At 68.2% G+C, this 26336-nt stretch carries 12 protein-coding genes; 4 read left to right on the forward strand and 8 right to left on the reverse strand.

Features of this window, described 5'->3' with window-relative positions; all coding sequences use genetic code 11:
* The first annotated feature begins 116 nt into the window (after positions 1 to 116).
* Genes pks13 through N4S67_RS24565 form a run of 3 tightly spaced genes read left to right on the forward strand, consistent with a single transcriptional unit; the run spans position 117 to position 8234 of the window.
* A complete protein-coding gene (gene pks13, locus N4S67_RS24555) occupies positions 117 to 5372 on the forward strand; it encodes a polyketide synthase Pks13 (RefSeq protein ID WP_260995822.1) in 5256 nt (1751 codons plus the stop codon).
* On the forward strand, positions 5369 to 6919 hold the full coding sequence (locus N4S67_RS24560) for an acyl-CoA carboxylase subunit beta (RefSeq protein ID WP_260995634.1): 1551 nt from the start codon (positions 5369 to 5371) through the stop codon (positions 6917 to 6919). Before pks13 ends, N4S67_RS24560 begins: the two co-directional genes overlap by 4 nt.
* Positions 6920 to 6971: 52 nt before the next feature.
* The gene (locus N4S67_RS24565; RefSeq protein ID WP_260995635.1) at positions 6972 to 8234 is read left to right on the forward strand and encodes an HNH endonuclease signature motif containing protein; all 1263 of its coding nucleotides are present in this window, start codon (positions 6972 to 6974) and stop codon (positions 8232 to 8234) included.
* A gap of 35 nt (positions 8235 to 8269) precedes the next feature.
* On the opposite strand, the gene N4S67_RS24570 is transcribed toward N4S67_RS24565, so the two are convergent.
* Entirely contained in the window at positions 8270 to 10396 is a 2127-nt protein-coding gene (locus tag N4S67_RS24570; protein WP_260995636.1) for a hypothetical protein, read from the reverse strand.
* 118 nt (positions 10397 to 10514) lie between these two features.
* A complete protein-coding gene (locus tag N4S67_RS24575; RefSeq protein WP_260995637.1) occupies positions 10515 to 11426 on the reverse strand; it encodes an MBL fold metallo-hydrolase in 912 nt (303 codons plus the stop codon).
* Between the two features lie 58 nt (positions 11427 to 11484).
* On the opposite strand from N4S67_RS24575, the gene N4S67_RS24580 reads away from it, so the two are divergent.
* The gene (locus N4S67_RS24580; RefSeq protein ID WP_260995638.1) at positions 11485 to 12531 is read left to right on the forward strand and encodes a class I SAM-dependent methyltransferase; all 1047 of its coding nucleotides are present in this window, start codon (positions 11485 to 11487) and stop codon (positions 12529 to 12531) included.
* A gap of 9 nt (positions 12532 to 12540) precedes the next feature.
* Here the strand turns inward: N4S67_RS24580 and N4S67_RS24585 are convergent, their stop codons facing one another.
* Genes N4S67_RS24585 through N4S67_RS24610 form a run of 6 tightly spaced genes read right to left on the reverse strand, consistent with a single transcriptional unit; the run spans position 12541 to position 26332 of the window.
* Positions 12541 to 15726, reverse strand: coding sequence for an arabinosyltransferase domain-containing protein (locus tag N4S67_RS24585; protein ID WP_260995823.1), 3186 nt, complete (start codon positions 15724 to 15726; stop codon positions 12541 to 12543).
* Between the two features lie 23 nt (positions 15727 to 15749).
* A complete protein-coding gene (locus N4S67_RS24590; protein ID WP_390893505.1) occupies positions 15750 to 19040 on the reverse strand; it encodes an arabinosyltransferase domain-containing protein in 3291 nt (1096 codons plus the stop codon).
* A 21-nt stretch (positions 19041 to 19061) separates the two neighbouring features.
* On the reverse strand, positions 19062 to 22283 hold the full coding sequence (locus N4S67_RS24595; protein WP_260995639.1) for an arabinosyltransferase domain-containing protein: 3222 nt from the start codon (positions 22281 to 22283) through the stop codon (positions 19062 to 19064).
* Between the two features lie 11 nt (positions 22284 to 22294).
* On the reverse strand, positions 22295 to 24163 hold the full coding sequence (locus N4S67_RS24600) for a galactan 5-O-arabinofuranosyltransferase (protein ID WP_260995640.1): 1869 nt from the start codon (positions 24161 to 24163) through the stop codon (positions 22295 to 22297).
* Positions 24163 to 24960 carry a decaprenylphospho-beta-D-erythro-pentofuranosid-2-ulose 2-reductase gene (locus tag N4S67_RS24605; protein ID WP_260995641.1) on the reverse strand — a complete coding sequence of 266 codons (798 nt, stop codon included), beginning with the start codon at positions 24958 to 24960 and terminating at the stop codon, positions 24163 to 24165. Before N4S67_RS24605 ends, N4S67_RS24600 begins: the two co-directional genes overlap by 1 nt.
* A gap of 10 nt (positions 24961 to 24970) precedes the next feature.
* Positions 24971 to 26332 (reverse strand): FAD-binding oxidoreductase, encoded by a 1362-nt coding sequence (locus N4S67_RS24610; protein WP_260995642.1) that lies wholly within the window; start codon positions 26330 to 26332, stop codon positions 24971 to 24973.
* Positions 26333 to 26336 lie beyond the last annotated feature (4 nt).

Below are 26336 nucleotides of genomic sequence, written 5' to 3' on the forward strand. Positions count from 1 at the left end.
CCGCCCAAGCGGCTCCGGGGTCCGATGTCGCCGCCAAAGCGGCTCCGGGCACCGATGTCGCCGCCAAAGCGGCTCCGGGGTCCGATGTCGCCGCCCAAGCGGCTCCGGGCACCGACATGACGGTCGCCGAGATGCGCACCTGGCTGCGCAACTGGATCGGCAACGCCACCGGCCAGTCGCCCGACTCGATCAACGAGTCCGCCCCGATGGTCGAACTCGGCCTGTCCTCCCGCGACGCGGTGGCCATGGCCAGCGATATCGAGGACCTCACCGGCGTCACGCTGACGGCCACGGTGGTATTCCGCAATCCGACCATCGAGTCGCTAGCCACCGTGATCGTCGAGGGCGAGCCCGAGGTCGACATGTCCGACAGCGGCGAGGATTGGTCCCGCGACCACGAGGTCGACGACATCGCGATCGTGGGCATAGCCACCCGCTTCCCCGGCGACATGAACACCGCCGAACAGACCTGGCAGGCGCTGCTCGAAGGGCGCAGCGGGATCAGTGACCTGCCCGAGGGTCGGTGGGAGGAATTCCTCGCCGAGCCCCGGATCGCCGAACGGGTGGCCAGGGCGCGCACCCGCGGCGGCTATCTGTCCGACATCAAGGGTTTCGACGCCGAGTTCTTCGCACTGTCGAAGATGGAGGCCGACAACATCGATCCGCAGCAGCGGATGGCCCTCGAATTGACTTGGGAGGCACTCGAACACGCCCGCATCCCGGCGTCGAGCCTGCGCGGGCGCAATGTCGCCGTCTACATCGGGTCGTCGAACAACGACTACCAGTTCCTGGCCGTCTCCGATCCGACCGTCGCGCATCCGTACGCCATCACGGGCACCACGAGCTCGATCATCGCCAACCGGGTCTCCTACTTCTACGACTTCCGCGGTCCGTCGATGGCGATCGACACCGCGTGCTCGAGTTCGCTCGTCGCCGCGCACCAGGGTGTGGCTGCGCTGCGCGCGGGTGAGGCCGACGTGGCGATGGTCGGCGGCGTCAACGCGCTGATCACCCCGCTGGTGACCATCGGCTTCGACGAGGTCGGCGGTGTGCTCGCCCCGGACGGCCTGATCAAGTCGTTCTCCCAGGACGCCGACGGCTATGCGCGCTCCGAGGGCGGCGGCATGCTCGTGCTCAAGCGTGTCGCCGACGCCCGGCGCGACGGCGACGAAATCCTCGCCGTCATCGCGGGCAGCGCTGTCAACCACGACGGCAGGTCCAACGGCATGCTGGCGCCCAACCCGGACGCCCAGGCCGAGGTGCTGCGCAAGGCGTACCGGGACGCCGGCATCAACCCGCGCGACGTGGACTACATCGAGGCGCACGGCACCGGCACCATCCTCGGCGACCCGATCGAGGCCGACGCGCTCGGCCGCGTCGTCGGCCGGGGCAGGCCGGCAGACAAGCCCGCCCTGCTCGGCGCCGTGAAATCCAATGTGGGGCACCTGGAGTCGGCAGCTGGGGCGGCCAGCCTGGCGAAGATGGCGCTCGCGCTGCACCACGACAAGATCCCGCCGACGATCAACTACTCGGGCCCAAATCCGTACATCGACTTCGAAGCGGTGCGGTTGAAGGTCGCCGACACCGTGACCGACTGGCCCCGCTACAGCGGCCACGCGATCGCGGGTGTGTCAGGCTTCGGATTCGGCGGCGCCAACGCCCACCTCGTGCTGCGCGAGGTGCTGCCCTCGGATCTCGTCGAGCCAGAACCAGAACCCGAACCCGAACCCGAACAGGCCGGTCGATCCGACGCGAACGCGGTCTACGTCGGCGGCGTCCGCATGGACGAGTACGGCGAATTCATCGACGATGACGATGACGATGACGATGCGCTCGACCGGCCCGTCCACGCCATGGACGACGAGCCGGAACTGCCGGGCATGACCGACGAGGCCAAGCGTCTGCTCGAGCTGGCCCGGGAGGAGCTGGAGGCCGAGGAACAGCCGACCCCGGTTGTGCCGCTCGCGGTTTCAGGTTTCCTCACTTCGCGCAAGAAGGCCACTGCAGCCGAATTGGCCGACTGGATCGACAGCCCCGAGGGCCGTGCGTCGTCGCTGGAGTCGATCGGACGCTCGTTGTCGCGCCGCAACCACGGCCGTTCCCGCGCGATGGTGCTCGCCCACGACCACGACGAGGCCGTCAAGGGCCTGCGCGCGGTGGCCGAGGGCAAGCAGAGCCCCAGCGTGTTCAGCGCCGACGGTCCGGTCACCAACGGACCGGTGTGGGTGCTCGCCGGATTCGGCGCCCAACACCGCAAAATGGCCAAGAGCCTGTACCTGCGCAACGAGGTCTTCGCCGAGTGGATCAACAAGGTCGACTCCCTGGTCCAGGACGAGCGGGGCTACTCGATCCTCGAGTTGATCCTCGACGACTCACAGGACTACGGCATCGAGACCACGCAGATCACGATCTTCGCGATCCAGGTCGCACTCGGCGAGCTGCTCAAGCACCACGGCGCGAAACCCAGTGCGGTGGTGGGACAGTCGCTCGGCGAGGCCGCGGCGGCGTATTTCGCCGGCGGTCTGTCGCTGGAGGACGCCACCCGCACCATCTGCTCGCGTTCGCACCTGATGGGCGAGGGCGAGGCGATGCTGTTCGGCGAGTGGATCCGGCTGATGGCCCTGGTCGAGTACTCGGCCGAGGAAATCGACACCGTGTTCGCCGACTTCAAGGACCTCGAGGTGTGCGTGTACGCCGCGCCCACGCAGACGGTCATCGGCGGTCCGCCCGAGCAGGTGGACGCGATCATCGCGCGCGCGGAGTCCGAGGGGAAGTTCGCGCGCAAGTTCCAGACCAAGGGCGCCAGCCACACCTCCCAGATGGACCCGCTGCTGGGCGAACTGGCTGCCGAACTGCAGGGCATCGAGGCGCACCCCACCCAGATCGGCTATTTCTCAACGGTTCACGAGGGTCGCTACGTTCGGCCCGGCGAGACGATCCACGACGTCGACTACTGGAAGAAGGGGCTGCGCCACAGCGTCTACTTCACCCACGGCATCCGTAACGCCGTCGACAGCGGGCACACGACCTTCCTCGAGCTGGCCCCGAATCCGGTGGCGCTCATGCAGGTCGGCCTGACCACCGCGTCGGCCGGTCTGCACGACGCCCAGCTGATCGCCACGCTCGCCCGCAAGCAGGACGAAGTCGACTCGATGACCGTCGCGATGGCGCAGCTGTTCGTCTACGGCCACGATCTGGACGTTCGGACGCTGTTCGGCAAGGGGGAGTACGCCGACATTCCGCCGACCCGGTTCCGGCGCAAGCCGCACTGGCTCGAGGCGCGGTTCACCGGTGACAGTTCGTTGGTGATGCCGGGCAACCACGTCGCCACCCCGGACGGCAGGCACGTCTGGGAGTTCACTCCCAAGGGCACGCCGGATCTCGCGGGATTGGTCAAAGCGGCTGCAGCGCAGGTGCTTCCCGGCGCCAAGCTGGTCGCTTCCGAGCAGCGCGCGGTTCCGGGCGAGGGTGCACAGCTGGTGACCACCATGACCCGTCATCCCGGCGGGGCGGGCGTGCAGGTGCACGCGCGCATCGACGAGTCGTTCACTCTGGTGTACGACGCCGTGGTGAGTCGCGATGGCGCGGTCAGTGCTCTGCCCGTTGCCGTTGCGACGGGTGCTGCGGTGGCAGAACAGGTTTCGGGTGCGCCGAGCGCTGTCGAGCCCGAGGGTGACGCGGAGATCCTGCAGGACCACCTGACCCAGGGCGCGAACCTCGGTGCCGGTTTCGCGAAGTGGTCACCTGAATCCGGGGAGTCCATACACGACCGGCTCGGCACGATCGTCGGCGGAGCGATGGGCTATGAGCCCGAGGACCTGCCGTGGGAGGTGCCGCTGATCGAGCTCGGCCTGGACTCATTGATGGCCGTGCGTATCAAGAACCGGGTCGAGTACGACTTCGACCTGCCGCCGATCCAGCTGACAGCGGTGCGCGACGCAAACCTCTACGCCGTCGAGAAGTTGATCGAGTACGCGATCGAGCACCGCGACGAGGTCGAGCAGCTACATGAGCACCAGAAGACGCTGACTCCGGAGGAGATCGCCAAGGAGCAGGCGGCCGTGCTCAGCGGCGCCAGCCCCACAACCGTCGCCGCCCCGGCCCCCGATCCGCAGGCCGAGCCCGAGACGCAGTCCGAGGCGATCCCGGCTCCGCCGACGAACCCCGCCGGTCCGGCCGCGATCGACATCCCGGCCCCACCGACCGATCCCACCGGCCCGTCGGAGTCGACCGTCGCCGCGGCGTCCAAGGTGCTGACCCAGGAGGCCGTCACCGAGGCGCTCGGGTCCGACGTGCCGCCGCGTGACGCCGCCGAGCGCGTGACGTTCGCGACGTGGGCGATCGTCACCGGGAAGTCGCCCGGGGGCATTTTCAACGAACTGCCCGGCATCGACGCGGCGACCGCGACCAAGATCGCCGAGCGGCTCACCGAGCGCGTCGACGAGGGCACGGTCACCGCCGAAGACGTGACGCGGGCCCGCACGGTCGAGGAACTCGCCACGACTGTGCGCGAGTATCTCGAGGGCGGCAAGGTCGACGGCTTCGTTCGGACCATTCGTCCGCCGGCCGAGGGCTCCGACCACATACCGGTCTTCGTGTTTCACGCCGCAGGCGGGTCGACGGTGGTCTACGAGCCGCTGCTCAAGCGGCTGCCACCGGGCACGCCGATGTACGGCATCGAGCGGGTCGAGGGCTCCATCGAAGAGCGCGCCCGCGAGTACGTGCCGAAGCTGATGGAGATCAACGGCGATCGGCCGTTCGTCCTGGCGGGCTGGTCGCTGGGTGGGGTGCTGGCCTACGCCTGCGCGATCGGGCTGCGACAGGCGGGCGCCGATGTCCGCTTCGTCGGGCTGATCGACGCGGTGCGCCCCGGCGAGGAGATCCCGCAGACCAAGGAGGAGACCCGCGCCCGCTGGGACCGCTACGCCAGATTCGCCGAGCGCACCTTCAATGTGGAGGTCCCAGAGATCCCCTACGAGGAACTGGAGAAGCTCGACGACGAGGGGCAGGTCCGGTTCGTGCTCGACGTCGTCAGCCAGAGCGGGGTGCAGATCCCCGGCGGCATCATCGAGCACCAGCGCACGTCGTATCTGGATCAGCGGGCCATCGATACCGCCGAGATCAAGCCGTACGACGGCAAGGTCACCCTGTACATGGCCGACCGCTATCACGATGACGCGATCTATTTCGAGCCGCGGTACGCGACCCGTAAGCCCGACGGCGGCTGGGGCGAGTTCGTCTCCGAGCTCGAGGTCGTGCCCATCGGGGGTGAGCACATTCAGGCGATCGACGAGCCGTACATTGCGAAGGTCGGCGCGCACATGAGTGAAACGCTGAGCCGGATCGAGTCCGAGGAGAAGCAGGCGAAGTGACCACGAAAACCACCGCAGAACTGCTCAGCGACCTTCGCGAGAAGCTCGAGCTGGCCAAGGAGCCCGGTGGTGAGAAGGCCGTCGCCAAGCGCGAGAAACGGGGCATCCCCAGCGCCCGCGCCCGGATCAACGCGTTGCTTGACCCCGGGACCTTCCTGGAGATCGGCGCGCTGTGCAAGACGCCGGGCGACCCCAACGCACTGTTCGGCGACGGCGTGGTCACCGGGCACGGCCAGATCAACGGCAGGCCGGTCGGCGTGTTCAGTCACGACCAGACGGTCTTCCAGGGCTCGGTCGGCGAGATGTTCGGACGCAAGGTCGCCAAGCTGATGGAGTGGGTGGCGATGGTCGGTTGCCCGATCATCGGTATCAACGACTCCGCGGGTGCGCGCATCCAGGACGCGGTGACATCGCTGGCGTGGTACGCCGAGCTGGGTCGCCGCCACGAGTTGCTGCGTGGCCTGGTCCCCGAGATCTCGATCATCCTCGGCAAATGCGCCGGCGGAGCGGTCTATTCGCCGATTCAGACCGATCTGGTGGTGGCCGTACGCGACCAGGGCTACATGTTCGTCACCGGCCCGGACGTGATCAAGGACGTCACCGGTGAGGACGTGTCGCTCGACGAACTCGGTGGCGCCGACGCGCAGGCCCGCTACGGCAACATCCACCAGGTGGTCGAGAGCGAGAAGGCGGCGTTCCAGTACGTCCGCGACTACCTGAGCTTCTTGCCGCCCAACACTTTCGACGATCCGCCGATCGTCAACCCTGGTCTCGAACCCGAGTACACCCCGCACGATCACGAGCTCGACTCCATCGTGCCGGACAGCGACAACATGGCCTACGACATGCACGAGATCCTGCTGCGGATCTTCGACGACGGCGACGTGTTCGAGGTGGCCGAGCAGCAGGGGCCCGCGATGATCACCGCATTCGCGCGCATCGACGGCAGGCCGGTCGGCGTGCTCGCCAATCAGCCGATGCATCTGTCCGGCGCGATCGACAACGAGGCTTCCGACAAGGCGGCGCGGTTCATCCGCTTCTGCGACTCTTACAATCTCCCTTTGGTTTTCGTCGTCGACACGCCCGGCTTCATGCCCGGGGTGGAGCAGGAGAAGGGCGGCATCATCAAGCGCGGCGGCCGCTTCCTGAACGCCGTCGTCGAAGCCGATGTGCCGAAGGTGACGATCACCATCCGCAAATCCTACGGCGGTGCGTACGCGGTGATGGGGTCCAAGCAGCTCTCGGCCGACCTCAACTACGCGTGGCCCACCGCGCGCATCGCCGTGATCGGCGCTGAGGGTGCAGCGCAGCTGTTGGTGAAGCGGTTCCCCGATCCCACCGCGCCGGAGGTGCAGAAGATCCGCGCCGACTTCATCGAGGGCTACAACCTCAACATGGCGACGCCGTGGATCGCGGCCGAGCGCGGCTTCATCGACGCGGTGATACAGCCGCACGAGACCCGGCTGCTGCTGCGCAAGTCGATGAGGTTGTTGCGCGACAAGCAGATCAGGCGCGTGCAGCGCAAGCACGGCTTGACCCCGATCTAAAGCGCCAGCGAAGCGGCCGGAGATTGTCGGACCTGGCTGCGATGATGCGGTCATGTCCTCGACCGCTTCGACACTGGCCGCGCCAGCGGCCGATGGTGGCCGTCTGGAGGTGTTGTTCGACGAGTTGGCGGAGCTGACGGGTCAGCGCAACGCGATCGATGGGCGCATCGTGGAGATCGTGGCCGAGATGGATCACGGCGATTTGTGCGGGGCAACGGGCGCGCGGTCGGTGGCGGCATTGGTGGCGTGGAGGACAGGCTCGTCGTTGTCCAACGCCCGGGCGATAGCCGCAGTGGCGCATCGGCTTGCGGAGTTTCCGCGCTGCGTGCAGGGTTTGCGCGAGGGTCGGCTGTCGTTGGATCAGGTCGGGGTGATCGCGGCCAAGGCCGGGCCGGGATCTGATGAGCACTATGCGCGGTTGGCCGCGGTGGCGACGGTCAGCCAGCTCAGCACCGCGCTGACGTTGGAGCCGCGCCCCGAACCTGAACCGCGGCCGCGACCGGCGCGGTCGGTGACCAAGACCAGCGATGCGCAGGGCGCCTGCTACCGGATCCGGCTTCCGCGCGAGGACGAGGCCATTTTCGATGCGGCGTTGAACTCGCATCGCGATGCGCTGCTCGCCGAGTGGAAACGCGACCGCGACGTCAACGGCGGCGGCGGCGCTGGCGTTGGCGTGCAGGTGCCGCCGGTGCCGGGCGCCGGGGAGGCGTTCATGAGTTTGGTGGAGGCCGGGTGGGACGGCGAGGTGGCGCGGCGACCGCATGGGCAGCACACCACCGTGGTGGTGCACGTCGATGTCGACAAGCGCGTCGCGGCATTGCATGTGGGGCCGCTGCTGTCCGATGCCGACCGCCAGTATCTGACCTGTGATGCGACGTGTGAGGTGTGGTTCGAACGCCACGGTGAGCCCATCGGCTCGGGACGCTCGACGCGGCTGATCAGCCGCCGGCTGCGCCGCGCCCTGGAGTACCGCCACCGCACGTGCGCGGTGCCCGGGTGTGGCGCCACCGGCGGTCTGCACGCTCATCACATCCGGCACTGGGAAGACGGCGGGGTCACCGAGTTGGACAACCTGGTGCTGGTCTGTCCCTATCACCATCGGCTGCATCACCGCGGTGTCATCACCATCCGCGGACCCGCCGACAACCTCACCGTCACCGACAGCGACGGCCGACAACTGGATTCCGGGTCACTGGCCCGTCCACCGAACCACCCCCCACCCGCGGTCGCGCCGTACCCCGGCCCGACCGGCGAACGCGCCGACTGGTGGTGGTACCAACCCTTCGAACCGCAGACACCACCGACCAACAACTAAGACGGGTTACAGGGGCACCGCCGAGAAGGTAGGAATTACGTGTGGTCGATCACGGCCATCGCGTCGTCGGTGAGGCTCGACACGTAGAGGCGGGCGCCGTCGGAACTGATCGCCATGAAGTCGACGTCGGAGTCTGAGCTGAGCGCATGCCGGACGGTCCCGAGCACCTCGAACGTCGATGTGTCGATCGCCGAGACCGAGCCGTGCGCGCCGGCGACGTAGGCCAGGCTGCTGTCCGGACTGAACACCACATCGGCGGCGGCCAGGCTCAACGCGATGACACCGTCTGCCACTGTGTCGGTTTCGGTGTCGATGACGGCGATCACGGCATCGCTGTCACGCAAAACGGTGGCAAACACCCGCGATCCGTCCGGCGTGGCGGCCAGACCCGTTGCGGTGCGGTCGACGATGTCGATCGTGCCGATCAGCGAGTTGACGCTGCCGGTGTGGGCCGGGTTGGCGTCGATCACCGACACGGTGCCGTCCACCGCATTGGCCACATAAACCTTGCCGTTGGCCGCCGCGATGCTCCACACACCGTCGTCGAGGACGACGGTGTCGACGGTCTGCGCGCTTCGGGTGTCGATGACCGACACGGTGCCGTCGAGTGCGTTGGCCACGTACAGCAGTGCGCCGCTGACCGCCATACCGAACGGCGAGGTGCCGACCCGGATGCGGGCGGTCTCCGCGTGACGGCCGGCGTCCTTGGCGAGTTCGACGACCGAGACGGTGTCCTCGCCGCCGTTGGCGACGTAGAGGCGGCCGTCGTGGGCGACGAGGCAGGTCGGCACGCCACCGACCGCGATCACCGACATGCCTGCGGCGGCGCCGATCCCGATGACTGACACCGAGTCATTCTGCTGATCGGCGACATAGAGGTGGTCGTCGACGATCACGACGCCCGCGACGCCCGTGCCGACCGGGACGGCTTCGTCGGTACGCGTCAGCTCTGTCTTCCGCACAGGAATGTCGCCGACCGCCAGTGTTTCGGTGGGCTTCTCGCCGTCGGACACAGTGAAGGTGAACTCGTCGGTCGCGACGCTTCGGCTCGCGCGGCCGGCGCGCAACCTGCCGGCGTCGGTGGGTGTGTAACGGTAGTCGACGATCCGCGTCGTACCCGTGTCCGGTATGACGGTGAAATCGACTGTGCCGTAACGCGACTGGCTGATTGACACAACGACTCGCCCTGCCGGGTCGGCGACGCGGAACGAACCGGTGAATGCGCCGTCGTCGGCGGGCTCATCGCGGACGGCGTCGCTGATCTGCGAGGACGTGTCGAGCGACAACGTGCCGTCCGGGTGCGCCGGTGTGAACGCCCGACTGGCCGGGCTGCTCCCGAACTCGCGACGCACCCAGGCCAACACCGCCCATAACACCGGCGTCTGGGCCGGTGTGGCCGGGCCCGGGGCGAAGAACGGTGTGAGCGCCGCGGTAAGCAGGCTGGCCGCGACGCCGATGAAGCCGGTGGGTGCCACCATCGGTGCGTCCGTCTTGCCGGCGGGCACCACCGGGCGTTCGTCGGGCACCACAGTGTCCGTCGCGAACGTTGTGCGCGACAGGTTGGTCTGCACTCGAACCGGCGCCTCGGGCGCGGTCGCGAGGTCCGTCGACAGCGCAGTCACGCCGTCGTGGTGCTTGTGTCCGGGGGCCTCGCCGGATGCGGCGGCCGGGAAGGAGCCGGCGTTTGGTGAGTCGACCGGTTCGGGCGCGATGACGACGGGCTCGGCGGGTGCGAGGGATGCGGGAGCTTGTTCCTCGCCCTCCCTCGCCGGCGGCGCCTCGTCCTCCTCGTTCGCGTCGATCGGCGGTTCGCCCTCGATCAGACCGCCGGAGCTGTCGATCGTCACGGGCGGCGACTTGCCCTGCTCGACGATCAGCGGACGGTCGACCGGCGAGGGAGTCGGATCGGTTTGCGCAGGGGGCGTCGAGTCGTCGGGCTCGGGGTTCGGCCCTGGCGCGGCGGACTCGGCGGGTGCCGTCGCATCGGTGGACTGCCGTTCGGCCGAGGGCTCCGCGGACGGATCGTTCCCGAGTTCGTCGGCCCAGGCCATACCGGGTGTGGTCGCCGCCGCGACGCCGAGGCCGAATGCCACCGCCAGGGCGCTGACGCGACCGACATACGTCGCAAAGCCCCGCCGCGCGCTGGGCTTGCTGCACGACATGTTTCCTCCGGACGACTACACGGGGTCCACAGCTTGCTTCGGGCGTGGTGGTCCGACGTTTGTCCAGCCAAGGTATCGCCCGCAACGGGGTCGAGGAATCGGGTGAAACCCTACGTTTTCAGATCGGCGGCAACTCCAGCCAGTCGTCGACCATGAATGCGTCACCCCGCGCGACCAGCGTCGCACCGCCGTGGCCGGGGTAATGCGCCGGGATCACCGCAGCCCGCCGCCGCGACGCCTCGGTGAGCACACGCTTGCGGGTGACCGCAGCGGCGACGAAGTCCTCGTCCCATGCGCAGGGGTCGTCCGGACGGTGCAGTTGCATCGGACAGTGGGTCAGATCGCCGACGAACACCGCGGGCGCGCCGGCATCGAGCCACACCACCGACGACCCCGGTGTATGGCCCGGCGCCGGCCGCAACCGCAGGCAGTCGCTGAGCTGACAGTCCTCCGACCACAACTCGATCTGGTCCTGCACGGGCGCCACACTGTCGGCGAACACGGTCCGGACGTGGCGCTGCACCGACTCCTGCTCCTCGGTGACCGGCGTGCCCGACTGCGCGGCCCCGCCCGGCTCGAAGTGCCGGTAGTCGGCCTCGGGCACGAGGTAACGAGCATTCGGGAACGTCGGCACCCACTCATCGCCGTCGCGCATCGTGTTCCAGCCGACGTGATCGAAATGCAGATGGGTGTTGACCACGACGTCCACGTCGGCGGGCTCGACGCCCGCCTTTCGCAGCGACCCGAGGAAGTCGGTCTGCAGATGGTCCAACACGGCCATCCGCGGTCGGGCCTTCTCGTTGCCCGCGCCGGTGTCGACGACCACGGTCAGCCCGTCGACCTCGATCACCCAGATCTGCAGAACGATGCGCCACCCGGCCTCGGTCCAGAAAGTCGGGGAGAAGTCGGCGGCGTGCTCACTCCAGGCTTCGGCGGGGGTATGCGGAAAGACCGCGACCGGCAGGTCGTCGACCTGCCATTCGATGACGCGGGTGAGCGTCGCGTTGCCGAGCCGGATCCGATCTGCCATCGAAAGCAGATCCTACGAGTGCGCCGCGGCCATGCCGAACCACTTGTACCTTTGGCCTGTGACGAGCGATCCCGAAGTCGCCGCCGACCAGGCGCAACGCGTGCAGGCCGCGCTGGCCCGCAGGCTGTACCTCCGCTCGGTCGCTGCAGGCAAGATCAGCTTGCCCGCGGTGCCGGGCCTGCTCGACGAATATGTCGCCATGTGCGGCAAGCTGTTCGCCGCGGTGGGCCGGGAGTTCTCGGCTGAGGAGATGGCGCAGGTGCGCTCGGTGCTGGCCGGTCAATTGGCCGAGGCGTACGCGGCGTCGCCGCGAAGCAATATCGTCATCAGCTACGAGGCCCCGATCGGACCGGTACTCAACTATCACGTCAACGCCGAGTGGTTCACGGTCGAAGGGGCCTACGAGAACTGGATCAGCACCCGCAAGCCACCGCTGTTCGGCAGCGAGCCCGACGCGCGGGTGTGGGCGCTGGCCGGCGAAACACCTGACCCTGCAACGCTTCGGGTCCTCGACATCGGGGCGGGCACCGGCCGCAACGCGCTGGCGCTGGCCCGCCGCGGGCACCCCGTCGACGTGGTGGAGATGACGCCGCAGTTCGCCGAGCAGATCCGTGCCGAGTCCGAGCGGGATGGGTTGGGCGTGCGGGTCATCCAACGCGACGTCTTCACCGCGCTTGCCGATCTGCGGACCGACTACGGTCTCATCCTGCTCTCGGAGGTGGTCTCCGATTTCCGCGACACGAGGCAACTTCGCGGCGTGTTCGAGCTCGCCACCCGATGTCTGGAGGCAGGCGGACGTTTGGTGTTCAACATCTTCCTCGCCCGTGATGGCTACCTGCCTGACGATGCCGCGCGCGAACTCGGCCAGCAGACCTACACCAGCATCTTCACCCGCGAGGAACTGGGCGCCGCGGCGTCCGGATTGCCGCTGACGCTGGTGTCCGACGACTCGGTGTACGCCTATGAGCAGGCGCACCTGCCCGCGGGCGCATGGCCCCCGACGAGCTGGTACGCCGACTGGGTGCGTGGACTGGACGTGTTCACGATCGAACCCGAGCGTTGTCCGATCGACATGCGTTGGGTGGTCTACCAGAAACCGGTGTGACCCAATGGCTTACGGCTCGATGCGGATGTGTCCAGGGCTGTAGAGGCCGCTGTGCGTCGAGGTGCCGAAGTCCAGCGTCGCGGGCTGCGCGTCGCGGGCATCGGGGGTGGGTTCGAACTTGCGCAGCGACCCCCAGTCGCGGCCCCAGTCCTGCGAGAGGTACGTCGCCATCACCTGCGCGCGCAGCAGCAGGTCGCTGATGCCCAGCAGGCCGCCGTTGAGACCGTCCTGCCAGGTGTCGGTGTCCTTGCGCTTGGCGTTGTAGTCCGGGGTGATCCTGAACTTCGGGATCTCGGTGACCCCGTTGGCGTGCAGCATCGGCTGCTGGCATGGGAACGCCATGCCGACGGCCCAGTCCATCAGCACGGGTTCCTCGGAGCCGACGTACTCCTGCACCGAGCGGAGTTCAGGCACCCGCGGCGGGGTGACGGCGACCCAATCGCCCGGTGTCAACGAAAGATCCTCCACCACAACGCGTACCGCGACAGCGTCTGACGGGATATCACTGCGTGCGAAGCGCAGGTTGCGCCACGACGGGACCGGTCCGAGGTCGTAGGGCACCAGCCCGCCGGCGGGAACGGGCGCACCGTCGGGTCCGGGCCGCGCGTACTCGAGTTGCACGCTCTGGCCTTCACTGCGCCCATTGAACACACTGTCGCCGGTGATGTTGCCTGCCGCGGTGACCACTACGAGCGGATGCGCATCGTCGGGCGGCGCCAGCTGATACCAGGCCGACGTCAGCCTGCTCTCCTGCTGCGGACCCTCGGCGTAGCTGCCGGCCAGCGGCACGTCGGCGGGGTTCAGCCCGTACGGCAGCGGCACCCTCGAGCCGTTGACGCCCGGCGTCCTGAGTTTCGTCGGCTGCGCCCAGTCGTAGTCGGTGCCCGGCATCGGCAGCGTCATCCGAATCGTCTCGGCCACAATCTTTTCCGGCACACCGTTCGGCGTGAACCCCGTCGGTCGCTCGCCGCCCAGCGGACCCAGCGGGCCGTACCGACCGGGCAGCGGCGTCAGGAATCCGTCGCCCGGGTTCGGCTCCACCAGCACGTCGTCGGCCAACCCGCAGCCGCCGGTGAACGCGCGCAGGTTGGCCCACGCGTTGGAGTACGTCGGGTACTGGCGCACCACACCGGCCAGCATCGAACCGATGAACACAAGGACCATCAGCCCCGCGGCGATCGGCAGCGGCGCGGCGGTGATCGCCCTCGTGAACCGGTCCTGACCCCGGAACCGGCCGCCGAAGTGCAGCAGGACGGCATAGATCACCACCAGGACGAACAGCGCGAAGAATATTGTGCTGACGGTGATCCCGCCGATGACGGGCATGTCGTTGTTGAACGGCACGCCGTAGCTCGACACGTACCACCAGCCGTTGGTGGTGGCGAAGCACAACGCCAGCACGAACAGCACGCCCGCAAGGAACGCCATGCGGTTGCGGGCCGACCGCAGGACCAGCGGCGACACCAGCACCGTGGCCAGGGCCGCCATGGCCGCGCCGACGGCGGCGAACAGGCCGAAGTGGTGCACCCACTTGGTCGGCGCGAACGTCAGGAAGAAGATCGTGCCGAAGATGGTGCCCATCAGGCGCCACGCCGGTCCGCGTGCCACACCGGGAACACGCTTGCGTCGCAACAGGATGAAGATCGACGCGAACAGGCTCAGCGCGGTGATCAGGAAGCCGAACCGCCGCGACAGCGACCCGTCGACGGTCGGCAGAATCAGGTAGTAGTACCGCAGATTCTCGGTGTACCACTCCTGCGCCGGTCCGATGGCCGTACGAATCCTGGTGGCCTCCAACACCGTTGCGATGGTTTGGTCGGCGAACACCACGGTCAGGATCACCGTGCCCGCGGCCAGCAGCGGCAGGACCAGCGGCCACGTGCCGACCAGGCGGCGCCTGCGCACCAGGATCCGAAGGATCGGCCTGCCGCCCGCCAGCAGCGCCGCGACAGCGATCAGGCCGGTGGGCTGTATCCCCAGCGTGAACGCCGCGGTCATCGTGGCCAACGCCGCGGGTGTCATCCGGCCCGACACGATGGCCCGCTCGATCAGGACGTAGGTGATCAACGCGCCGGTGGCGATCTGTCCCTCCGGCCGCAACCCGTTGTTGAACGGCATCCACGCCGCGAGCAGCACCAGCCCGGCCGCCCACATCGCAGCCCTGCTCGACGACACCGCTGGTCCCAGTCGCGGCAGCACTTCACGCGACAGCAGCAGCCAGCACACAACGCCACAGACCAGGTCAGGCAACCGAATCCAGATACTGGCGTCGCTGACCGACGACATCGCCGCAAGAAGGTTGTAGTACCAGCCGAACGGGTCTTCCGGACTGCCGAACCACCGGAAGTAGTTGGACATGTAGCCGGCGTGCCCGGCGACGCGGGCCATCTGCAACTGGTAGCCGTCATCGGAGGAGTTCGCGCCGATGATGTGCCACAGCAGGAAGCCGCCGACGACGGCGACGTCGGTGGAGGTGAAAGTGCGCCAGCGCGTGGGAATCACGCGCTGCATGCGCCTGCCGTCGAGCTGATCGAGCCGCCACAGCGCCACCAGCGCGACGACGGTCGCCGTCATCGCCAGCAGCATCGCGGTCAGTTTCAGCACGGTCGGCTTGGTGGTGAAGCGGGTGTCGATGGTGGCCGACATCGACAGCCCGGGCGGCGCCGGGCCGGTCAGATCGGTGAACACCCCGACGATCTGCGGGCGCAGGTTCGGATCGGCGAAACCTGTTCGCTGCTCGGTGCCGTCGGGTTTGGTCAAGCCGACGAACGTCGCGAACGTCCCCGACTCCGCCGAGGTGATCTCGATGCGCTGGCACTCAGGGGAAAGCACCCGCGCGCGAGGGACGCTGGCGACTACCACATTTCGGTCGGTGACGTCGACACGCTCGCGGGAGACGTTGACGAACAGTGACTGCAGTGCGGCCTGCTTGCCGTCCTTGGGTGCGGTGCCAAGGACTGTGCCGCCGCGAGGCGGCATGGACCGGATGACGTCGCACGGCACCGTGGCCGTCATCGACACCGGCGTCAGCGAGATCAGCGGCGCCGTCACGCTGTTCATCTGACCGTTCTGCGGCCAGTTCAGCGTCGCGGTGGTCTGCACCACCGGCAGCAGCGGCGTCAGCACCGAGAACACGACCCCGATCAGACCCGCGATCATGGCGACCCAGCGGGCGATCCTCACGTCGCGGCCCATGGTGGTCGCGTTCGTTTCGCGGTTCACGGCAGCGCCCTCACCGGTCCGCTACGGCTCCACCCGAACACCTGCGTAACTCCTTGCTGCACTTCGGCATTCGGCGCCTGCTCCTGCGGTACCACGCGGTCGTAACGCTCGATCGAACCCCAGTCGCGGTACCAGTCGTCGCGCAGATACGTCGGCACCGCCGAGGTGCGCAGAAGGGCCTGGATGAACAGGAACGGGCCGCCGTCCTGCGCGGACTGCCACATGTTCGACGACGACACCACCTGCTTGAAGTTCGGCAGAATACGGTACTCCGGCAGTTCGGCGACCCCGAGACGCTCGGAGAACGGCCGCTGACACGGGAAGTTGGCGGCAGTCGCGATGTCCATCAGCACGGGGGTCTGGGACCCGAGGAACTGCTGCGCTGTCTCCAGCACCGGCACCCGCGGGGGCGTGAACGCGAACCACTGATCGGTGGACAGGTTGGGATCGTCGGCGACGATGCGCGCGACGTTGGCCTCCGGCGGCGCCCACGCCAGCGGAAATCGCAGGTTGCGCCATGCCTTCTGCATGAAGATGTCAATCGGCTGCACCTCGCCGAGCGCCTGGTAGCTGCCGTCGGGGCGGTGCACACCCCACTGCAGTTTCAGCGACTGGCCGTAGTTGAACGAGCCGTCCTCCTCGAAGTACCAGATCGCGCCCGCCGCGGCGACGCTCACCAGTGGGCGGTCGGGGCTGCGCGGCGGCAGTTGATACCAGGCCGAAGTCACCTCAGCGGCCACGGTGTTCTCGTCGTAGCTGCCCATCACGGGGGTGCGCTTTGGGTCGAGCCCGAACGGCAGGAACACGTTCGAGCCGTTGACGCCCTTGGGGCCGTAGCCGCCGCCGGTGCCCGCCGCGAATCCGATCCCGACGTTCGGCTCGTTGGCCGAACCGTCGGAGTTGACCAGGCCGGGGTTGGCGGTCACCGGCTCGGCGGGCTCGAGGGTGTCGCTGACACCGTTCGGCGTGAAGCCGACGGGGTCCTCACCGCCCAGGGGTCCGTACTCGCCGAAGCGCTGGCCCGGAACCGGTTGCAACATACCGGCGTTGGTGTCGGCCTCGACGAGGACGTCGTCGGCCATCGCGCAACTCTTGTCCGACAGTCCGGATGTCAGCGCGGCGAAGTTGGCCTTTGCGGTGGTGTACACCGGGTAGCGGCCCACGGCGCCCTTGGCCATCGAGCCCACCTCGAGGATCACCATGATGACGGCCACCACCAGAAGCGGGGTAGAGGCAAGCGCGCGGTTGCGGCCGGTGTCTGCGACCTCGGTGTGCCCGGCGTAATCCATCCGGAAGTGCAACCAGCCGGCCAGCACCCCGGTGAGAATCGCCAGCACCAGGAACATGGTCGTGACCGGGATGCCCGCGAGCACCGGTTGCTTGTCGAACCACGGCACGCCGTAGTTGCCCACATAGAACCAACCGTTGATGCCGGCGGTGGCCCAGGCCAGTGCGAACAGCAGCGCGGCCACGTACACCACGAGGTTGCGTCGACTGTGCAGGCCGACTCGGGCGAACGCGAACGCGGTGACGGCGCCGAGCGCGCCGATCAACCCGGCGAATGCGCCGAACTGCACCCCCCACTTGGTCGGGGTGAACGTCAGCAACAGCAGAGCGATCGCGGTGCTGCCGATCAGCCGCCACGCCGGGCCGTTGGCCATGCCGGGGACCCCGCCGCGGCGCAGCATGACGGTGAGCATGCCGAACAGGCAGAGCAGCATGACCAGAACCGCGAAGCGACGCGTCAGCGACGAGTCGACACTGTCCTCGACGGTGAGGAAGTAGTAGCGCAGAAACTCCTGGTACCAGGCGATGGTCGGACCGACGACGTACTTGATGCGCGCGGACTCGGCGACGGTCGCCAGGGTCTGGTCGCGGAACACGATCACGAAGATCAGCGACGCCGCGGCCGCCAGCGGGGCCAGCGCCGTCATCAACCCGTCGGCCGGTCGGCGCACGCGGATCACCGCCGCGACCGCGCGCGCTCCGACCAGAAGCGGCGCGAGCGCGATGAGGCCCTGCGGCGCGAGCGTCACGCAGAACATCGCGATCACGATCGCCGCCGCCGCGGGCCACAGCCGCCGCGTGCCGATCGCGTTCTCCACCAGCATCCACGCCGCGATCACCCCGAACGCGATCAGCGGCTCCGGTCGCAGGCCGTTGTTGAACGGCAACCACGCGGCAAGGAACACCGCTGCGGCCGTCCAGATCGCGATCCGGTTGACCCCGAGCTTGCGGCCCAGCCGTGGCAGCACGCAGCGGCTCAGGATCAACCAGGTTCCAAGAGCGGCAAGCGTCGCGGGGATGCGCATCCACACGCTAGCGGTGCTGATCGCCGCCATCTGCGCGAGCACCGACTGATACCAGTCGAACGGCGCCTCGGTGGCGCCGAAGAAGCGGTAGTAGTTGGCGGTGTAGCCGGCCTCGCTCGAAATGCGGGCGATGGTCAGGTTGTAGCCGTCGTCCGACGACAGCGCACCGATGACGTGCCACAGCAGCAGGATGCCGACGACACCGATGTCGGCGAGCCAGTGCCACAGCCCGACGCGCCAGAAGCGCCGCGCGTTGCCGGGTAGGGCGCGCCGACTCCGACGGTCGAGCAGGACCAGCCCGACGATGGATCCGATGACGCACGCCACCCCGAGCACCATCACGGCGAGCTTGAGGAGGGTCGGCGAGGTGATGAATCGGGTGTCGATGTCGATCTTCGCGTTGAGCCCCGCTTGCGCGGCCACCTTCAGGTCGGTGAAGACGCCCGCCACCTGCGGCTTCTTCTCGGCGGCCAGGGTGCCGGCCGCGCCGGGGATTCCGGTGAAATCCGCACCGACGCCGCCGGGGTTCCCCCAGATGTGCAGGGTGCTGCACGCGCCCGACTCGACCGCGGGCCGTGGCGCGACCGCGGCGACGGAGTCACGGAACGCGACGAACACGACGTCGGCCGTCGCGCGGACGAACAGGCCGCTGCGGCTGGCGTCGATGCCGCCGGGCGGAACGGTCGACAGCACCAGCCCGCCGGCCTCGGGCAGGGTCGCCACCGCCTGGCACGGGATGGAGACGTCGAGCGCCTGCGGTGCGCCGGACACCAGCGGCGCGGTCACGTCGGTGATCAGCCCGTCGGGCGTGGACGCCTGCGGCCACAGGATCGTGGCGGTGGTCTGCTTGACCGGAAGCAGGGGGACCAGCCCGCAGAGCAGAATGCCCGCAATGCCCGCAACGACGGCGATCAGGCGCGCAGAGCGAGGGGTGCCGCCGTCTGTTCTTCGCGGCAAGCGCTCATCACCAGGCACGAGGGTCGATGGTAGGCGAAGCTACGAAAGGCGCAGCGGAGCCGGGCTCCACAGTCCGCTGCGCGTTGCCGAACCGAGGTCCAGCCGCGCCCGCTGCGCGTTCGGGTAATACGGGATGAGCTGCTGAAGCTCGCCCCAGTCTCGGAACCAGTCGTCCTTCAGATACGACGGCACGGTCATGGCGCGGGTCAGCAGTTCGGTGATCCCGAGCGGGCCGCCGCCGAGGTAGTCCATCACCGGCGAGTTCGCCTGCGCGCCGAACCGATCGGGCAGGATGCGCCACTTCGGCACCTCGGTGACGCCGTTCTGGTGTTGGAACGGCCGTTGGCAGGGGAATGCCAGCCCGACAAGCCAGTCCAGCAGCACCGGGTCCTGGGAGCCCACGACATCCTGCAGTGTGCGCAGTTGCGGGATCCGCGGCGGAGTCACCGCGATCCAGTGCTGAGGGTTGAGATCGTCGTCGCTGGCCACCAGGCGCACCTGGGTGGCGTCGCGCGGAAGAGCCGCGAGCGGGGCGCGAAGGTTGCGCCACGCGGGGGCGGAGCCGACGTCGGCGAAGCCGATGCCGCCGCCGGGTTCGTCGGCGCCCGCCTGGTCGTCGGTGGCCCACTGCACGACGACCTCGCCGGGATCGAAACGGCCCGCGGCGGCCACGACGAGGATCTGATCGGCGGCCTCGCTCTCGGCCCAGTTGTCGGGCAGCCGGTACCACGCCGAACGTAGGGTGGCCGGCTGCTGGGTCCCGCTGCGCCAGCTGCCCATCACCGGGGTGCTGGCCGGGTCGAGCCGGAAGGGCAGCCGAGCCCGCGACCCGTTGACGCCCGCAGCCGCGGTGGTGCCGCCTTCGGTGCCGGCCTCTTCTGTGGACTCCTCGCCTTCGGTTCGCGAATCGGCGAAGTTGGACGCGGTGCCGGGCCCGCTCATCACCTCGTCGGCGGACAGGTCAGACGGTATTCCGTTGGGTCCGAAGCCTTCTGCGGTAGATGCGCCGAGCGCTTCGCCGACGGGCGTGCCGATGGGTCGCAGCATCCCGGCGTTGGTGTCCTGCTCGACCAGCACGTCGGAGGCCATTCCGCAGGTCCTACCCGCGACGGCGTCGATGTTGGACCGGCCGACGCTCCACCCCGGGTACTGGTCGATCATCGCCAGTGTCAGCGAGAGTACCTGGAACACGACCAGCAGCCAGGTGGCAATAGCCAACGGAGACTGCATGATTCGTTGCCAGCGACGCGGTGGCCCGGGCGGGGAGGTGTCTCGTCCGGAGAAGTGGAACCACGCCGCCAGCAGGAGCGTCGCGATGGACAGGCCCAGCAGTGCCGTTGTGAAGCCGAACTTCCACTCCGGGAACTGGTTCGACCACGGGACCCCGAAATTCGAGACGTACCACCATCCGTTGACGGTGGCGAACGACAACGCCATCACGAACAACACGGCTGCGGCGAACATGGCCCGGTTGCGACGTGAGCGCATCGCGGCGCCGGTGACGGCCACTGCGGCAAGCGCACCGAGTGAACCGGCGAGCCCCGCGTACACCCCGAAGTGATGCGTCCACTTGGTCGGGGTGAACATCAGCGCGAGGAACGAGATGATGGTGATCCCGATGATGCGGCGGCTCGGGCCGGCCGCGGTGCCGGGTATCCGCCACTTGCGCAACGTCATTGCGACCGACACCGCCAGTGCCAGCAGCAGGGTGAGCACGGCGAACCGGCGCGCGACTGAGCCGTCGGGGCTGGTGGTGAACAGTCGTTCGTAGCGGATGTGCTCGTCGAACCAGCTCAGGCTGGGGCCGACGGCCGACTTGAACGAGCTGGCCTGCAGTTCAGCGGCCAGGGTCTGGTCACGGAAGATCAGGATGATCGTCACGGTGGCCGCGGCGAGGATCGGCGCCAGCAGGGCCAGATATCCGAAGCGCGAAACATGCGCGGCGACGATCGTTTTCAGTGGTCCGACGGCTACCAGCAGCGCGCCGACGGCTGCGATACCGGTGGGCCCGGAGAACAGCGTCAGCGCGCCGATGATGAGCGCGATGGCGACGGGCAGCAGCCTGCTGGTGGCGACCCCGCGCTCGACCGAGCACCAGGTCAGCAGTATGCCGAGGGCGATGATCGGTTCCGGGCGCAGCCCGTTGTTCAGCGGCAACCAGAACGCCAGGAACAGGCCGGCTGCCGTCCACGCCGCGGCGCGGTTGGCCTTGACGGCGTGGCCGAGACGCGGGATCACCTCGCGGCTGATCACCCACCAGCACGCGATGCCCATCACCAGGGTCGGCAGCCGCACCCACACGCTCGCCGTGCTGACGTTCGACCACAACGCCAGCAGGTCGTAGTACCAGCCGAACGGCGACTCGGGCGTGCCGAACCAGCGGTAGTAGTTGGCCATGTAGCCGGCCTGGTCCGAGACCCTGGCCATCGTGAGGATGTAGCCGTCGTCTGCGGTGTTCGCGCCGACGAAGTGCCACCACACAAGGACCGCGGTCACCACCCCGTCGAGGGGTGTGACCGACCACCAGCGCGGCGGCAGGAAGCGTTTGGCCCGTCGGCCGTCCGCGGTGTCCAGGACATGCAAGGCGCCGAGCGCGACGACCGTCATCGCCACCCCGACGATCATCACCAACAGTTTCAGCAGCGTCGGCGAGGTGCTGTAGCGCGAGTCGACGGTCGCCGAGAACTGCAGGCCCGGGGGCGCGGGCCCGGACAGGTCGGTGAAGACGCCGACGATCTGCGGCCGGAAGTCGTAGCCGCCGCGCTCACCGCGCAGCGGCTCGCCAGGTTCCTGATCGTCTCGCCCCTGGACCAGGCCGACGAACTCCCCGGTGACGTTGTCGGCGTGGGCGGTGACGGTGATCCGCTGACAGGCGGGGCTCAACACCTCGTTGAGCGGGGCGCTGACGACCGGCGTGTTGCGGACGATGATGAGCACGTCGTTGTTGACGCGTTCGATGAGCAGGCCGCGGTCCACGGCCTTGGGCGCCTGTTTGGGCACCGTCGAAAGCAGGACGCTACGGCCCGGTCCGGTCAGCCCGGCCGCCGCTTGGCAAGGGATCGCGATCTCCAGATCGGTGGCGACGTACCCGATCAACGGCGCGTCGACGCTCTGCAGCACGCCGTTCTGCGGCCAGTTGATCTCCGCGGTGGTCTGCTCGACCGGCAGGAAAGGGGTGGCGATGGCCAGTGCCGCTCCGACCAAACCCGCGACCACGGCGATCAGTCGCGCTGTCCGGTGGTTGGACCCAGCGGCAATCACGGGGGTTGATCCTAATTGGGGAGTCGAATGGCCAGCACGAACGGTCCGATCTCCGACACGGAGAAGCGCGGATCGTCGAACAAGGCCTCGTCCAGCGCGACGTGGTAGCGCCGGACGTTGGGTTGGTTGGGGTAGACGTCGGCGGCCAGGCGCAGGGTGTAGGTGTCGTCCGCACCGCGGCGCATCAAAAAGACGTTCGGCGGCTTCCACGGCAGCGTGTCGAGGGCGGCGATGAACTGGTCGGCGTCGCCCAGCGTCACCCAGCTCTCGATGGCGGCGGCGCGCTTCTCGAACTGCGCCAGCGGGTTCGCGTAGTGCGATGTGAGGCCCTGGAAGCCGTAGTACGGGTAGTAGGAAAGGAAGCTGTAGTCGGCGGTCAGCACCACGGTCTCATTGCGTGGCTGCCCGGTGGCCTCGGTGATCTTGGCGTCGATTTCACGGTAATACCGCTCGGCGCCGGGCGGCCGACGGTCGGCGCGCTGGCCGCTGCCGTCGGTGTCGGTGTAGGCGACGACGATGTCGGAGCGCAGCACGTCGGGAATGTCCTGGCTGAACGTGACGGCACCGATCGTGCCCAGAGTGGCGGCGACGGCGATGACGCGCTTGGCGTTCTCGGCTCGGACGCGGGCGGCGACCGCAAGGCTGACTTCGATGAACCCGAAGGCGCCCGCGGCGGTCAGCAGCACCGTCAGCGTCGGCTGCAACCGGAAGGACAGCAGCGTGGTGCCCGCCAGTGTGGTGAGCATCGACAGCAGCGACCAGGCGTAGACCGCCAGGACCGCGACGGCCAGCGCGCCCGCCCGGGTCGACGAGCGGGCACGCCACACCAGCCAAAGGGTGCCGAGCATGCACAGCGCACCGAGCAGAGTGAAGTGCAGCATCGGGAATTCGAGTTGCGCGCCCGCCGCAGGCAGGTAGTGCTGGGCGGTGCCGGAGTCAGCCGGCTGATCCTTGATCGCGGCCAGCAGCCACGGCCCCAGGCCGAACAGCCACATGGCCGCCGAGATCACCGCGATGACGAGGAGTCGAAGTAGCGGCTCGACACTTCGGCGGGCGAGCGCGAGCGCCAGCGCCATGATCGTCAGCGTGAACGCCGCGTAGCCGAGCAGCAGCGAGTAGAACAACGCGGCGACGCCGAGGAACAGACCCGTGCCGACGACAGCGGCCCAGCCGCCGTTTCTCGTCGCCCCACGCAGGCCCGACCACGCCAGCACGAACACGGGCGGCAGCAGCACGGTGATGATCGCCGCGTAGGGCTCGGCCGGCGAGTACGCCAGGCTGGCGGCCGCGGTGGCCGTCGACACGATCAGCGCGTAATCGAACCGAATCATGGCCGCCCACACCACGAAGGCGAGCACGATGGCGACGGTGACCGAGATGATCGCCCACGGTTTGAACATCTCCCATGCGGGTGTGCCGGTCACGGCCGCCAGTCGGCCGCCGAGCCAGAACCAACCGGGCGGATAGAACGGCGGCAGACCGTAGTAGGTCATGTCGTGCGGGCCGACGGTATCGGTCAGCCGAGTGAGATACTCCGTGCGAAAGGCCTGGTCGACCGAGATGCCGTGCAGGTAAAGCTTCGTCGCGCCCAACGGCATCGCGAGCGTCACGACCGAGAACGCGGACAGGAACACCAGTGTGGCACCACGGGCCACGACACGGCGCCCGCGCCGCCAGAGCCATCCGCACGCCAACAACGCTGCCAGGCAGACGACTTGGCCGACGGTCGTGAGCGCGTGCAACTGGTTCGAGGAGTTGTAGGCGGGCCACTCGACCCGCGCTATCGCCACCAGGGACACCACCGCGACGACGACGGCGACCGCGACCGCCGCGGCCATCTGGCCGACGACTCCGATGGTGGTGGCCGGCGCGCGCTGCATCAGATGGGGAGCTTGCGGAAGACGGGCCGCGGGATGTGCCGCAACACCATCATCACGTACCGGAATGCTCCCGGCGCCCATATCAATTCCTTGCCTTTGGCCGATGCCGTGACCGCCATCTCGGCGACGTCTTCCTTGTCGACGGTGAACGGTGCTTCTTTGGCGCCGGTGGCCTTCCAGTGCTCAATCGTGGTTGTGGTGCGCACCTGTCCTGGCCTGATGACCAGGACCCGAACCCCGTACTCGCGCAACGCCTCTCCGAGTCCGAGGTAGAAACCGTCGAGGCCGGCCTTGGTGGAGCCGTAAACGAAGTTGGACCGCCGCACCCGCTCGCCCGCGGCTGAGCTCATCGCGATGATGCGCCCCGACCCCTGGGCGCGCATCTTCTCACCGAGCAGCACGCCGACGGAGACCGCCGCGGTGTAGTTGATTCCGGCGATCTGCACGGCCTTGCTCTGGTTCTGCCACAGCTCCTCGGCGTCACCGAGCAGACCGAACGCCACGATGGCGACGTCGATGTCTCTCGGGCCGCCGCTGTCATCGGTGGCGGCCGCCTCGATCACGCGGGGATGGCCGGCGGTGTCGAGAGCGTCGAAGTCGATCCACTCCACGGACTTTGCGCCTGCCGCCTTCAACTGCTCTAGGGCCGCGTCCTTGCGGGGATGGTTGGGCAGGTCCGCGAGCAGCACCCGCGCCTTGGCGGTGCGCAGGTAGCGCTCGCAGATGGCCAGCCCGATCTCGGACGTCCCGCCGAGCAGCAGGATGGTCTGGGGGTTGCCCACGGCATCAAAAACCATTGCGCACCATCTAAAGCAGCTCCAAGCGTCGGGCCATGTCGGAGGCGAAGACCCCGTCGGGGTCGACCTTGCGGCGCACCGCGATCCATTCGTCGATCCGCGGGTACATGGCGTGAAAGGTTTCGGCGGTGGTACGGGAATCCTTGGCGGTGTAGAGCCGGCCGCCGAACTCCAGCACGCGACGGTCGAGTTCGTCGAGGAACTCACCAAGCCCGGCCTTGATGGGGAAGTCCACGCAGACGTTCCAGCCGGGAATCGGAAAGCTCAGCGGCGCTTGATTTCCCGGGCCGAATAGCTTGAACACGTTGAGGAACGAGTAGTGGCCGGAGCGCTGGATGTCGACGATGATGGCCTTGAACTCATCGACGGCCTCGGTCGGCACCACGAACTGGTACTGCCCGAATCCGTCGGATCCGAACGCCCGGTTCCACTCGCCGAACATGTCGAGCGGGTGGTAGAACTGCGTCAAATTCTGGGCCTTGCCGCGGTAACTGCCGGACTTGCGGTACCACAGTTCGCCGATCGGCATGAATGTGTACTTGTTGGCCAGGCCGTTGGGAAACACGTCGGGCAGCGTAAGCAATTGCGGCGCATCGAATTTCAGCGGGTTTCGCTGCAGCTTCTTGGGCAGTTGGTCGACGGTCGCGAGGGAGCCCCGGGAGATGGCGGCCCTGCCGAGCTTCGGCGGTGGGCTGATCGCGTCGAACCACGCGCTGGAGTAGGTGTAGTCGGCCTCGCTGCCGTCGCTGTGGAACGCGATCGTTTCGTCCAGGGATTGTGTGACGTCACCGTCGGCGATGAAGTATGCCGTTTCGGTGGGCGTCATCTCGATGGTGGCGCGCAGAATGATTCCGGTCAGGCCGTTGCCGCCGACGGTGGCCCAGAACAGCTCAGCCTCCGGGCCGTCCGGGGTGAGCCGGCGGATCTGGCCGTCGGCGGTCAGCAGCTCCATGGAGCGGACGTGGTTGCCGAAGCTGCCCGCGCTGTGGTGGTTCTTGCCGTGGATGTCGCAGGCGATTGCGCCGCCGATGGTCACCTGGCGGGTGCCCGGCAGCACCGGGACCCACAATCCCAATGGCAGGGCGGCACGCATCAGCTGGTCGAGGTTGACGCCACCGTCGACGTCGACCAGGTGGGTGTCGGAGTCCATCGAGTGGATGCGGTTCAGCGCGGGCATGTCGATGACCAGCCCGCCGCCGTTCTGCGCGTTGTCGCCGTACGAGCGGCCCAGACCCCGTGCGATGACCCCGCGTGGGCCGGCCTGTGCAACGGCCTCGGCGATGACCTCTGGGTCGGGAGTCGACAACACCTGCGCGACCGACGGGGAGGTACGTCCCCAGCCGGTCAGGCGTTTGGTCGTGGTCGCGAACATCGTG

The organism is Mycobacterium deserti (assembly GCF_025345615.1).
GTDB lineage: Bacteria > Actinomycetota > Actinomycetes > Mycobacteriales > Mycobacteriaceae > Mycobacterium > Mycobacterium deserti.

Coding starts and splice junctions, on each gene's coding strand:
- N4S67_RS24575 (WP_260995637.1), bottom strand. CDS start 11,426: ATGGCAGATCGGATCCGGCTCGGCAACGCGACGCTCACCCGCGTCATC.
- pks13 (WP_260995822.1), top strand. CDS start 117: ATGACGGTCGCCGAGATGCGCACCTGGCTGCGCAACTGGATCGGCAAC.
- N4S67_RS24570 (WP_260995636.1), bottom strand. CDS start 10,396: ATGTCGTGCAGCAAGCCCAGCGCGCGGCGGGGCTTTGCGACGTATGTC.
- N4S67_RS24585 (WP_260995823.1), bottom strand. CDS start 15,726: ATGGGCCGCGACGTGAGGATCGCCCGCTGGGTCGCCATGATCGCGGGT.
- N4S67_RS24605 (WP_260995641.1), bottom strand. CDS start 24,960: ATGGTTTTTGATGCCGTGGGCAACCCCCAGACCATCCTGCTGCTCGGC.
- N4S67_RS24600 (WP_260995640.1), bottom strand. CDS start 24,163: ATGCAGCGCGCGCCGGCCACCACCATCGGAGTCGTCGGCCAGATGGCC.
- N4S67_RS24610 (WP_260995642.1), bottom strand. CDS start 26,332: ATGTTCGCGACCACGACCAAACGCCTGACCGGCTGGGGACGTACCTCC.
- N4S67_RS24565 (WP_260995635.1), top strand. CDS start 6,972: ATGTCCTCGACCGCTTCGACACTGGCCGCGCCAGCGGCCGATGGTGGC.